This window comes from Paraburkholderia sp. CNPSo 3281 (assembly GCF_024206515.1).
Taxonomy (GTDB): Bacteria; Pseudomonadota; Gammaproteobacteria; order Burkholderiales; family Burkholderiaceae; genus Paraburkholderia; species Paraburkholderia nodosa.
Genome location: NZ_JAMBPS010000106.1, coordinates 1 through 10980, shown reverse-complemented (window position 1 = coordinate 10980; position 10980 = coordinate 1). Strand labels below are relative to the sequence as shown.

General features: G+C 58.8%; 11 protein-coding genes and 7 pseudogenes. 8 read left to right on the top strand and 10 right to left on the bottom strand.

The window, feature by feature from the left end; translation table 11 throughout:
• Positions 1 to 195, bottom strand: a pseudogene (locus tag M3I56_RS39765) (IS256 family transposase); the annotation flags it as partial.
• A gap of 50 nt (positions 196 to 245) precedes the next feature.
• Here M3I56_RS39765 and M3I56_RS41280 point away from each other — a divergent pair.
• Together M3I56_RS41280 and M3I56_RS39760 are read left to right on the top strand one after the other, a co-directional pair.
• Positions 246 to 482: pseudogene (locus M3I56_RS41280) on the top strand (hypothetical protein); the annotation flags it as partial.
• Between the two features lie 15 nt (positions 483 to 497).
• Positions 498 to 1409, top strand: coding sequence for an ATP-binding cassette domain-containing protein (locus tag M3I56_RS39760; RefSeq protein WP_309249227.1), 912 nt, complete (start codon positions 498 to 500; stop codon positions 1407 to 1409).
• Positions 1410 to 1850: 441 nt separating this feature from the next.
• On the opposite strand, the pseudogene M3I56_RS39750 reads toward M3I56_RS39760, so the two are convergent.
• Positions 1851 to 2500: pseudogene (locus M3I56_RS39750) on the bottom strand (IS6 family transposase); the annotation flags it as partial.
• Positions 2501 to 2503: 3 nt separating this feature from the next.
• Here M3I56_RS39750 and M3I56_RS39745 point away from each other — a divergent pair.
• Positions 2504 to 2837: pseudogene (locus M3I56_RS39745) on the top strand (IS5/IS1182 family transposase); the annotation flags it as partial.
• A gap of 150 nt (positions 2838 to 2987) precedes the next feature.
• Here the strand turns inward: M3I56_RS39745 and M3I56_RS39740 are convergent.
• On the bottom strand, positions 2988 to 4436 hold the full coding sequence (locus M3I56_RS39740) for an FAD/NAD(P)-binding protein (protein ID WP_133191211.1): 1449 nt from the start codon (positions 4434 to 4436) through the stop codon (positions 2988 to 2990).
• 893 nt (positions 4437 to 5329) lie between these two features.
• On the opposite strand from M3I56_RS39740, the pseudogene M3I56_RS39735 reads away from it, so the two are divergent.
• Positions 5330 to 5485: pseudogene (locus M3I56_RS39735) on the top strand (transposase); the annotation flags it as partial.
• 152 nt (positions 5486 to 5637) lie between these two features.
• On the opposite strand, the gene M3I56_RS39730 reads toward M3I56_RS39735, so the two are convergent.
• Entirely contained in the window at positions 5638 to 5970 is a 333-nt protein-coding gene (locus tag M3I56_RS39730; RefSeq protein ID WP_133191103.1) for a hypothetical protein, read from the bottom strand.
• 47 nt (positions 5971 to 6017) lie between these two features.
• On the opposite strand from M3I56_RS39730, the gene M3I56_RS39725 reads away from it, so the two are divergent.
• Positions 6018 to 6257, top strand: a complete 240-nt coding sequence (locus M3I56_RS39725) for a hypothetical protein (protein WP_254358526.1) — start codon at positions 6018 to 6020, stop codon at positions 6255 to 6257.
• Between the two features lie 197 nt (positions 6258 to 6454).
• Here the strand turns inward: M3I56_RS39725 and M3I56_RS39720 are convergent, their stop codons facing one another.
• The 3 genes and pseudogenes from M3I56_RS39720 to M3I56_RS39710 all read right to left on the bottom strand — a co-directional run bounded on the left by M3I56_RS39720 (position 6455) and on the right by M3I56_RS39710 (position 8240).
• Positions 6455 to 6832: a DUF3564 family protein gene (locus tag M3I56_RS39720; RefSeq protein WP_254358525.1), complete on the bottom strand. Its 378-nt coding sequence runs from the start codon at positions 6830 to 6832 to the stop codon at positions 6455 to 6457.
• A gap of 57 nt (positions 6833 to 6889) precedes the next feature.
• Positions 6890 to 7340 (bottom strand): annotated as a pseudogene (locus M3I56_RS39715) (cupin).
• 558 nt (positions 7341 to 7898) lie between these two features.
• Entirely contained in the window at positions 7899 to 8240 is a 342-nt protein-coding gene (locus tag M3I56_RS39710) for a hypothetical protein (RefSeq protein ID WP_254358529.1), read from the bottom strand.
• Here M3I56_RS39710 and M3I56_RS39705 point away from each other — a divergent pair.
• Positions 8169 to 8327: an NAD(P)-binding domain-containing protein gene (locus M3I56_RS39705; RefSeq protein WP_254358528.1), complete on the top strand. Its 159-nt coding sequence runs from the start codon at positions 8169 to 8171 to the stop codon at positions 8325 to 8327. The two genes, M3I56_RS39710 and M3I56_RS39705, sit on opposite strands and share 72 nt — an antisense overlap.
• A 78-nt stretch (positions 8328 to 8405) precedes the next feature.
• Here M3I56_RS39705 and M3I56_RS39700 read toward each other — a convergent pair whose 3' ends face one another.
• Entirely contained in the window at positions 8406 to 8597 is a 192-nt protein-coding gene (locus M3I56_RS39700) for a hypothetical protein (RefSeq protein ID WP_133191109.1), read from the bottom strand.
• Positions 8598 to 9010: 413 nt separating this feature from the next.
• On the opposite strand from M3I56_RS39700, the gene M3I56_RS39695 reads away from it, so the two are divergent.
• Both M3I56_RS39695 and M3I56_RS39690 read left to right on the top strand, forming a co-directional pair.
• Positions 9011 to 9217, top strand: coding sequence for a type II toxin-antitoxin system VapB family antitoxin (locus M3I56_RS39695; RefSeq protein WP_133190593.1), 207 nt, complete (start codon positions 9011 to 9013; stop codon positions 9215 to 9217).
• On the top strand, positions 9214 to 9594 hold the full coding sequence (locus tag M3I56_RS39690) for a type II toxin-antitoxin system VapC family toxin (protein WP_133190591.1): 381 nt from the start codon (positions 9214 to 9216) through the stop codon (positions 9592 to 9594). The genes M3I56_RS39695 and M3I56_RS39690 overlap by 4 nt, the downstream gene beginning before the upstream one ends.
• A 121-nt stretch (positions 9595 to 9715) precedes the next feature.
• Here the strand turns inward: M3I56_RS39690 and M3I56_RS39685 are convergent.
• Positions 9716 to 10154: pseudogene (locus tag M3I56_RS39685) on the bottom strand (IS6 family transposase); the annotation flags it as partial.
• Between the two features lie 39 nt (positions 10155 to 10193).
• Positions 10194 to 10980: transposase (locus M3I56_RS39680; protein WP_254358524.1), on the bottom strand; the 787-nt coding region annotated here is incomplete at its 5' end.

The following is a 10980-nucleotide window of genomic DNA, read 5'->3' as shown; positions in this document are numbered from 1 at the left end:
ACCCGCCGGATAACCCAGATGGTGTCCAAGTTCGGCACCCAGCGCCCGCTCGATCAGCGCCTTCTTGAACGCGGCTGAAGCGGCGTGCACCGCTTCGGCGGTCATGGGTCCCTTCACGAACTGGTCGATCAGCTCCTTCGGAATGGACGGTAACGCTGTCTGCGCTTCGGTAGTTGTCTTGGGTTTGCGTGGCATACATGCTCCTTGAGCTACATGTTATGCCTTGAACACAAAATCTATGGCAGACCCGGCTGTACCGCCCGTTTATTCGCCTGCAGTTCGAATCGACCGTGGCGCAAGCCGATCTGCGCTTTGGCATCCTGCATGTACGGAACTACGCCGAAACCATTGCTCTGTATCGCGGCGAACAGGCAGAGGGCACGAGCATCGGGAAACGCTTGCAACGGGCGGTTCGTATCGCAGTGGCGACCTTGCAATATCAATTCGTCATGAATGCCGCAGAGGCCGGTCTCGGCTTGATCTGGACCGTATTGCTGGTGCTGGCCCTCGTGCCATTGTATTTCAGTGGAAAAACTACATTTGGAACGATTACTCAGGGTGTCGCTTCTGCAGAGCTGCTGCGGGGCGCGATCCAGCGACTGACAGGATTCGTGCCCACATTTGCAACGGCGGCGCCTCACGTGGTACGGCTAGCGCAGATCGTCGAGAAAGTACAGGCAGTCGAGCGGGAAGGCGCTGGTCGGGACAACACGATCACGCTTCGTCGTGGCCAAGCCATCCGGTTCGATCGTCTCACCGTCGAGACGCCCGGACGGGAACGCACGCTGTTGCGGGACCTGTGCCTGACGCTTTTCGCTGGCGAGCACCTGCTGATTATGGGGCAGACCGGAGTCGGTAAAAGCTCATTGTTGCGGGCGATGGCGGGGCTGTGGCGCGCGGGTAACGGCACGATTACGATGCCGGACTCCGATGAAGTGCTGTTCTTGCCACAACGGCCGTACATGCTACTGGGTAGCTTGCGCGAGCAGATCCTGTATCCGGCGACAACCCGGGCGTTCACCGACAGCGAACTCCAGGCATTCCTGGTCGAGGTATCACTGCCTGATCTTGCTGCCCGGCATGGTGGCTTTGATAGTGTCATCGATTGGTCGCGCGTGCTGTCACTCGGCGAGCAGCAACGGATAGGCTTCGCGCGTGCACTGGCTGCCCAGGCGCGTTACGTTTGCCTGGACGAAGCGACGAGTGCGGTCGACGTGGCAACGGAAGCGCGGCTGTACCGGGTGCTCGCCCTGCGCGGCATGACCTGCGTGAGTGTCGGGCATCGACCGTCGTTGCTCGCGTATCACACCTTGGTGCTGGAGCTGCAACCGGATGGGAATGTGCGTTTGGTCACCGTCGACCAAAGCCGAGAAAAGGTGGGGCGCCTGAGCGACGCGGACATCCTTTGAGCGCTGCTTTTGAAAGACGTTCGTTGTCCTGAATCAACCATCGATATGACTGTGACGAATATGAATAGGTTGAACGGCTCGTGCATACGCAGGAACAACTGTTGGTGTTCCCAAACGCCGCTAGCAGCGTTCACAGAGTTGCTTGGCCGAGGAAGAGGCGCGCGTGACACGCGGCACGTTTACCGTGCGTTGCGTCCTGTACAGCGCCCCGTCGCGGCTGATCGGTCATCGTCTGAAGGTACGCCTCTACAGTGATCGGCTCGATTGCTATCTGTCCGGCGCGCTCGTGCACAGCACGGCGAGAGTCACACACACACAAGCAAACGGCGCGGTCGCGGCATCGACTACCGGCACTTCATCGACTCGCTCAAACGCAAGCCGCAGGGGCGTTGTCACGTTAAGGTATTCGAGACGCAAGTTCGCACAGGACGTACCATTTGCTCAGAAATCGGACGGATCTTGGGTGAGCCCAGTGAAGCGATGCCACCCGGCAAAGCGTGCGGCGAGCTGATTGCGATAGAGTGATGCACGCAGTAAATGTCGCTTGAGCGCGAAGTGCTGGCGAATTGGTCCGAAGCTTGTGTGCGATCAGGATCGCGGAAACCACGCATCCGGCGTTCGCGCTCACGCGTGGGTTGATGGCTATTTTCGGCACGGTTGTTCACCCGAGCACTGGCTTTGACGAATACGTGTTTGATGTTTGCCAGTTCGGGAGTTTCGGCCTTCGCGGCCTGATAGCTGCGCAACTGATCGGTGACAATCCTTCGCGGCGCGTCGGGACAGGCGGCCAGCACGCGTTTGAAGAAGCGCTTTGCTGCGGCCTTGTCGCGACGTTTCTGCAGCAGGATGTCGAGTTCGGCACCGTGCTGGTCGACTGCCCGCCAGAGCAGATAAGGCTCACCGCGCAACGTAACGAAGACTTCGTCAAGATGCCATGTGCTGCCAGGTTTGCGGCGAGCAGCTTTGACGCGATGTGCGAAGCCCGCGCCGAATTTGTCGCACCAGCGGCGGATCGTCTCGTAACTGACGATGACACCGCGCTCGAACAGCAGTTCTTCAATATCGCGCAGGCTGAGTTGGAACCGGAAGTACCCGACACCAGGCCTTGCCACGCGCGGATCGCCGCGCGTGGCGCGAGCCCGTCGATTCCGCCGCGCGAGGGAGCGAAGCCGTGGCCAGATCGCACGCCTGGCGCCGCCTGGCGCAATGCAGCTATTGCCGCTATCGAAGGAAGCAGCAGGCGCGAATGGAAGCAGGCGACCGGCTACCACCGGCGATCGCTCGCTGAGACCTTGATGTACCGGCTCAAGGTACTCACGGGCTCCAGTATGTGGGCGCGCGCGACTGGCTCGCAAGCCACCGAGGTGTCGGGGTGTACTCAATCGCATGGGAGCCCTCGCTCGCCCGCAGTCCGTCCGTATCGCCTGAGATTGAGAGCACAGAGGTCATGTCGTCTTTACGCCTGATTTCCTGATTTTTGCAACAATGCCGCTTGCATCGCAAGACAGGCGTCGATATCGGAACCAGAACCAGAGGGTGCGCTTGCAGCCACGCCCCTGTCAGGCAACGCGCTCGCGTTTAACGTGCAGAAAACTGCCGCCTTATGATCTCCGTCATCCGCTCGATATGCGTTAGCAATTCGGGCACCGCCGTCGCCTCCCAAAAGCGTCTTCTAAGCGCGGGGCCAATATAAAAGAGCGATGGATTGCTACAGCCATTGACTCGAACCACGCGGTAAGACTCATCAACACACAACCCCGCCCAGTCAAATTTTGCAATCCCGTCGCGCCGTAACTGATCAAAAAGGGAATCACGCGCGTGTACTATCGGCCGATGTAAGCGATCTGCATGCGGTCCTGTATCTGACGCTATAGCTGGATGAGCGGGAGCCATCCCGGCACCGGTGCAATTCACGAAGTACGATGCGCGCACAACGCGCGAGCCCGTTGCTTCGCGCGGGCGAATAGCCAGCAGCAGCCCGTCGCCATGTGCGCTGATTGTCTCGATTCGCCCCCCCATAAGCGAGAGACGCCCACTCATCGTGAGTGACGCGACAAGCGCTGCCGTGGAAGCTGGCTGTCGGTGACGATGTGTGTCCCAGTAAGGCGCAATATGGCGCACGAAAGCGCGCCGGTCGGCCTCAGACCAGTTTGACCAGATCTGCGGTACCACAGGACGCAGGCTATCGATCACCTCACGCCAGTCACCGCCCCTCGCGCGATGTTCAGCAATGACTTTGCGTACGACGGTGATGCAATGCCTAGGGCCGGCAGTCAGTTGATCGAGAAGCGCCCGCCGCGCTTGTGGCTGAAGTTTCGGGGGTGACTGGCAGTGGTGTTGGGGCAACAAACCACGGCGGGACATAAGAGTGAAGCGCAACTTTTCGCTGCGCCGGTGCAACGCGTACACAACGTCGAGTGCCGTCAGACCAGACCCACACATGAAGAAATGGCTGTCATTTGGCACGGCCCCCAGTTTAACTGCGTCCCAGGGATTTGCGAGTAAACGCTGATCGAGTGAAGCGCCACCGGTCACTGGTACAGTGATGGAGCCGCGGCCATCGCTGTGCCCGGTCGCAAGGATGATCTGATCGGCAAAAATCTCCACACCCGTGTGCAAGTGAACCTTCGTTCGGCCATCCTCTGCCGGCACCAGCGCGACGGCGTATCCGTCGTGTTGAGAAAACTGATGCCTCCCGGAATTTTCGCCGGCTTGTTTTAGCAGATGCGCAAGATAATCACCGTACCAGGCGCGTGGCAGGAAATCATCGGGTTCCGCAGACCGGCCCCGCAGTCGGCAATAATCAACAAAGCCGTTGCCGTTGTCCCGCTCAACACTGAGGGCCCGTGCGGGGGCGTTCAGGAGCCAGCCCTCTTCGTCCGACCGATAAGCAATACCGCGCGCAACGCTATAGCTGTCATCGACCAGTGCGATCGACAGGGGCTTTGCGCTTTGATCCGATAGTAGCCATGTGGCCGTCATCGTGCCGCAAAAGCCCGCACCCACTATCACGATCGATACAGTCATTGCCACGGCTCCGATGGTTGTTAGTATCCGCTCCCGCAGAAAATTAATTTTGACATTCAGATGGATATTCGCTCCGATAGCGTCGCTTGCATCGGGGCACGTCAGGAAAGTTCTCTTTCCGGCGCGGATAGTCGGAAGCTGTGCCGCGCGTCCAGGAAGCGACTATGCGGTATCTCGCCTCAAGCTACAAAATCGATTGTTTGGATAACACTGATTCGCATCGCAAATGAACGTGAGCGAACGACTGGTATGACGATGGCTTCGCCAAATCCAGTAGGGAGATCCCATCGCGACAAGAACAGCAACATCGAACAGTTGCAAAGACCGTCAGGAACCATAGTCGCTTGGCTTTGTCCGGATGGGTACGAGTTCCCGTGCTATGGACGCGACTATGCATTTTTGACGCAAACCGGTTTGCCGAAGGCGTTCCACCGGTTCAGCAGGTTGGCGATGATTACGCCTCTGGTGTCGATTGGGGAGTTGAAGAGGACTTAGAGTTTGCTAGTCTGGGCAGACGACGGGCAAACGGAAAACGCGGTCGGGCCGGCCCGGCAGCCCGGCTTACAAACCTAACAAAGCTAGCCCTGCCGAACGTCCCGCGTGGGGGTAGCGAAGCCTTCGCGCGCCGCGCCTAAAATATCCGTCATCGGACAAATCTGCGGCCGCATCGCACACACAGACGCAAGGCCGGCATGAACGGGAAGCTCACAGGCGGACGGGAGCCACCATGCGGCACAAGAGGCGGCTTTGCTCGAGCATAATTTAACATAAATATATGTCGAATTTTAACTTAATTCGTACGCTTACGTGTTTAGTGAAAATATTCGATCTACTTATCTTTTTGAACATCAAACCTGTAGCACCTCCGCCCCCGATACCGAATGCGGAAAGAAAGATTACGATGTCAGACGGTCGAGCATCCATTCTGAACCCTGAAATTCAGGATGGGAGCCGCATATTTCTAGACGAGGACACTTCAGAATGTGCGAACCGAGATGAGCCTGAACGTGCTGGCATATAACATGAAGCGGGCGATCAAAATCCTCTGAGCGTGAGCCATGAAAAATCGCGAGCTTCGATTGCTCCAATCGCACGCTGTATCGCTCGACGCGAACACTCGAAGAGCGTTTTCACACAGTCTCGACCCGCTCTTGACGTTCGACTTTCCCGCACACCAACGACCGTTCTCATCAAAAACCCTTCAGTTTGAAGCCATATACCGTGGCATTTCCGCCACGTACGGCGTCGCGCCCTGTTCTATTGCCAGGACGGTGGTGAAATCGGCAGTCTGAAGTGCAGCGGTGTCTGCGCCCGCAATCGGACGTTTCCGCATGGCGCGCATCAGGATGTGGGTCATGTGCTGATAAAAGAGTTCGAGTTGACCTGCATCCGATGCGTGAGGTGCCAAGTGGAAAGCCTCCTCAAGCGCCCGGCGTGGGATATGAAAACGTTGAAGCCCGCGAATCACGCGAACCTGAAACACGACCCCATCACTGTTGTGAGGGATTGCTGCCCAAACCAGCGCGCCGCCCATGATATGCCTCCATTTGGCTTCAAACCTGATTCAAAGCTCGTTGGCCTATGATGGCCCTCAAAAAATACATTTCAAAAATGCGACCGCTTGGCTTTGACGTTTTCACCACGCGAGGATTGCGAGGTTTGATTGTCACGACGGCTATTGCGTGGAAAGATGTTGTTGTTGGCATCTGCGCCGTTCAACAGTGGGTCTACAAATTCAGGCTCGAGCGGCTGGGCGAGGAGGGCGGCGAAGTGGGCTTGATACCTAACCCGTGCCGCGGCGAGCAGCCTGCGCTGGGTTGAGGCCGTTGTTGAGCACGACGCTCGAAAAACCAGTTCGTGCCATCGGCAGTAGTTGGTCGATTTGTGCGTCGGCATCGTTTATCCAAAGCGCTAACCAGACGCGTCACGCTGGAGCTGGAATAGTCCGATCCCGTTCACACGGGCTTTTGGGGATTCACCGAAGACTCGCATGCAACCTGGCGAAGGCGCGTCCGAGGTCAGACCTCGTCCTCAGCGAACACGCTGTGCTCGGCAAGCACGGCGTCCTTGTCGACGCACTGCACATGCCAGTGCCCTGCAACGCCTGATCCGCTTTCGCGTTCAGTGCAGCACCAGAGTGCCTCGCCTGATTCCCCCTCGAACGGGCCAGTTTGGGCTTCCATGGCGAGGCCCTCGAGGATGAACAGGGGGCGCGCATCATGCTGATCGCACACCACCGTGCCGCGCGCATCGACCCGCAGCTTTCCCCAGTCGGGAAATTGGAGGCCGGCATGACCTTCGCGCGACCACTTGTGGGTGTCGTTGTCGAGCCAAAGGATCGCATAGGCATTCGGGTCAAGGCGGTCGAAGGTGCCGAGATGGAGCGTGATTCGCATGAATTTCTCCGGTCGTGTTCGTGGTTTCGTGACCCGCCACAGCAGTCGGCGGACATATCAACTGTACGTGCGGCGGCAAGCTTGTGTATGCGTCAGGGTGTCGCTTGCTGCCGCTTTATAGTTACCAGGGCGCCGGCGCGGCGCTTTCACGTCTACCGATTTGAATTCGGCAGGGCTCACGATTTCGATGTACTCGATGTCTGGCGCGTGTTCGAAGAGGACAGCGCCTGATGCACGCAATCGCCCGCTTCGACAAGCGTTTCCTTGTCGTCGTACACGAAGCGCGCCCGGTCTTTGAGCATACTGACGATATGAAAATCTGCCTCATGCCGGTGCCAGCCCGCGCCCAACTTCGGCGCAAGATTTGCCCTAAAAAGTTGCGCGACCACCTTGTGACCCTGACGATTTCCAGATCACGATAGACAAAGAAATCGCGCAGCCCACCGCGCGGGAATGACGTGTCCTGCGGCTTGACGTGCGAAAAACCGGTGGTGAGTCCGGTTTGCATGACAGGTCTCCCGAGTGCGATGGAAGAAGGGGCACCAGGTTTGGCAAGCACGACGCGTTCCAGCATCCTGAATTTGGCTTGGCACCCGGTGGTGGTTGCCCTGTCTCCCGATTTGTGACAGAACTAGATCGGCGTCAAGCTATCCATCGGCCGGCTCGCATCGACGCCTGGCTTCTGGCTGACGTACACCGTTCCTGCGAGAGCCAGCCCTCGTGGCACGTTGACTCATATGTGATACGTGATGAAAGTTCGCGAGAGCGCCCCGGTCAACGGCAGAGTATGAGCGCAGCGTCCGCCGTCCTTGCTGGTGCAGGGCGCTTCGGGCGGCATGTCGACTGCGCTCATTCAGGTGGGTCGTGCTGCTGGCTTCGAGGTGCGGGCCACGACGCGCAATGACGAGGGTGCCGCGATCGCCGAGCGCCTCGGCGCCAACCGGCTTCCGCCATGGCGATCAGTTGCCGCGCCGCGCTGATGCACTCGTCGACAACATCGGGGCCGTGACCTGGGCGGACAACCTGGGGGCGGTCAAACGCGGCGGCGTCGTGGTGATCCACGGGGTCACGACCGGGTGCCGCGGAAACCGATCTGCTGCCCATCTTTGTCGAGCAGATCGACATAGGCGGCACCATCATGGGCACGCACGAAGAGATGAAAGCCATGATGCAGTTCATCATCCGTAACGACATCAAGCCGGAAGAAGCCGCTGTCGTGCCGATGACGGAGGCTCGTGCGGCGATCGCCGAGATGATTGACGGCCGCACGCGGGGAAAGACCGGCTTCACGCGATGAGCGCACGGACGGATGCAATTCCAAGCTTTGGACACGGTGATGAAAATCGGTTTTATCGGTGCCAGCCTGATCGGCGGTGGCCTCGCTCGCCTGGCGGTGCAGGCGGGGCACGAGGTGATCGTTAGCAACTCGCGCGACCCGCGTACTCTTTTCAGCCTCGTTGCCGGCGGGTCGCGGCTGCGCCGGCGCCGTAGCTGAGGCCGACGCGCTCGGAGACGGGCTTCAGCGGCAGCCCTGGCTGCGTCTGGTCGAGTGTCAGCCGGACGGTCTTTCGTTTCAAAGGATCTTCAGATTCCGAATTTTGCCGATCGAGGGTGAGCGCTCAGCGATCAGGTTCGTGATGAATTCCGGCAGCAGCGCGCGCGGCACATTCACCGGTACATCGGCGATGACCCGAGACGGCACGTGAACGAAAAATTCTTTCGGCGCCGAGGCGAGACTGTGTTCGTAGCTGACGCGGATTTCCATGGCTTGATGTGCTGCGAGGTTATAAAGAAAAATGCGCAAGGCTGCCCGTGATGCGGAAGTCTCTGGCGTGCCGATTGCCTGCCAGAGACCGCACGGCGCGGTGCCTGTCTGCCTTCGACGCGCCGCCCGGGAACTGCTCATCGCTGAAGCCGAAGTTTCACTCCCGTGTCGGAGCATAGCGCCCATCGGCTATTGTCGGAGAGCGCGGACCTGCACGGGCAGACGGGTTTATTACAGCGTCGTACCCCATTTAAAAACTGCGATAAATTATATTATGTTAAATCTGGTGGGCGATCAGGTACGCCCATGACCATTCACTGCGGATCCCTTGGCCTGACCGGACAGCATGTCGGCGCGCCTCCCACTTTATTGATGCTACAATTGATGCAGAGTAGCATCAAACCGGAGGTCAAATGCGAACCACCGTTACCATCGACGACAGCCTTTACCAGCGCGCGCTTGAGCTTGCCGATCCTGACATGGACAAGGCAGACCTGTTCCGGGTGGCAATGCAGACGTTTATTCGCGTGCAGGCTGGCAAGCGGCTGGCAGCCCTGGGTGGTGCCGCACCCGATATGCCCGACATCCCGCGGCGCCGATCCGAGCCTGCGAACCAATGAGCGTCCTCATCGACACATCCGTCTGGGTTGATCATTTCCGTCGCGCCAACACGAGGCTTGTTCAACTGATCACGAGCGACCAAGCGCTGACACATCCAGTCGTGCTTGTTGAACTCGCCTGTGGCACTCCGCCAGCACCTCGCGCCCGGACGCTCCACGACATCGGGCTGCTGCAACATGCAACGCACGCGACTTGGACCGAGGTGATGGAGTTGATCGAGGCGAGACAATTTTACGGTCGAGGCTGTGGCAGCAGCGATCTTACGTTGCTTGCGTCAACCTTGATGACTCCCGGTGCATCGATCTGGACCCTGGACAAGCGCCTCGCTCAGCTCGCCGCTGAACTTGGCATCGCGTGCATGCATGACATCCACTAGACGCGTCACCCGGCACTACCGTCCGGATGAACACTATCGCCGCGGAACGGCCTCACATCACTAGCGGTTCTGTCGCGATAAGGATGGCAGGCCGAGCATGTTCCCATATATATCGGATTGCTTATGTCACCAGCGAATGGAACTGAGCGGCTGCCGTTCGGTCATCGCCCTCGTTTTTCATCTGCCCCTTGCGAATCATATGCATCACCTCAATACCAGAGAGAATGATGCGCGCACACCGAAAATCCTTGAAGCCCATCCATCGGTCTGATGATCCGTTTGATCGCTCGATGGTCCTGTTCCACGACGTTGTTCAGGTATTTGTTCTGCCGGATCCTGATCGGGGTTTCGCGGTCTGCGTTGATGGCTTCAAGTGCGGCCAGATTCGCGCCGCTTTTGTCGATAGTCACCGTCGCGCGTTCGCCATTGCGGGCGATCAATTTTTCGAAATATCGCCGCGCCGCAGTCCTATCTCGATGGGCCCGCAGCAGGAAGTCGATGGTGTTGCCAGCCTTGTCGACGGCGCGATACAGGTATTTCCATTGGCCATTGACCTTAAGTGGTCCGTCCTGAACAATTCGTTTTGCCGACAACCGGTGTTACGGTGATTGAAGGCCAGCAACGCGGCGGTTGAGCAAGGCCACCAGAATGAAGGCACAAAGAAGCCGCAGCTTCCTGAGGATCATTCGAAGATTGTGGCCTGCGCCACACAGCACCGCGTGCATCGCGTCGCCGAGCGCACCCTTGAGCCAGTTGCGATCGAGTTTTCCGTCTGTCTTCATGTGACCGATGGCTGGCTCGATCGCGCTGCGCCGTCTGATCATCGCGCGTAGTCCGCGTGTGATGCCCCGCCGCAAGCCCGGGTGGTAGATCTTCACACCATCGACGGCGACACCCTTGTAGCCACGGTCGACGATAGCGACCTCCGGCGTGGCGTCGCACAGGATTGCTGCCTGTTCTAGCGCTTCGGCCAGCGTGTGCCCATCGTACGGATTGCCTGGCATCGAGCGCATCCCAACCACCAGTCCTTCCTTGTGGGTCGTCGTGATCGACACCTTCATGCCGAACTCGTAGGGTGTGCGCACCTTGCCCTTCGCCAGACATTCAACCTCTGGCGCATGTAGTGCGTAGAGCTTGTTGCCTCTGTTGAATTTCCAGTGGGTGGTATCGTCCGGTTTTCTGCATAAACAAGACGAAGGCAGGTCATGCATAGCAAGCTGTTCGAAGCCGCATTGGGCGTAAGCGATCCCTGGTTCGTGAGCGGCGTCGATTTCGACGCGGCCACCAAGCTGCTGACGATCCAGATCGACTTCACTGCTGGAAGCCGCTTCGCGCATCCTGAGGTGGCCGGAGTGCATCCTGTGCATGACACCGTCGTCAAACGCT

Coding starts and splice junctions, on each gene's coding strand:
- M3I56_RS39740 (WP_133191211.1), bottom strand. CDS start 4,436: ATGACTGTATCGATCGTGATAGTGGGTGCGGGCTTTTGCGGCACGATG.
- M3I56_RS39730 (WP_133191103.1), bottom strand. CDS start 5,970: ATGGGCGGCGCGCTGGTTTGGGCAGCAATCCCTCACAACAGTGATGGG.
- M3I56_RS39725 (WP_254358526.1), top strand. CDS start 6,018: ATGATGGCCCTCAAAAAATACATTTCAAAAATGCGACCGCTTGGCTTT.
- M3I56_RS39720 (WP_254358525.1), bottom strand. CDS start 6,832: ATGCGAATCACGCTCCATCTCGGCACCTTCGACCGCCTTGACCCGAAT.
- M3I56_RS39705 (WP_254358528.1), top strand. CDS start 8,169: ATGAAAATCGGTTTTATCGGTGCCAGCCTGATCGGCGGTGGCCTCGCT.
- M3I56_RS39700 (WP_133191109.1), bottom strand. CDS start 8,597: ATGGAAATCCGCGTCAGCTACGAACACAGTCTCGCCTCGGCGCCGAAA.
- M3I56_RS39695 (WP_133190593.1), top strand. CDS start 9,011: ATGCGAACCACCGTTACCATCGACGACAGCCTTTACCAGCGCGCGCTT.
- M3I56_RS39690 (WP_133190591.1), top strand. CDS start 9,214: ATGAGCGTCCTCATCGACACATCCGTCTGGGTTGATCATTTCCGTCGC.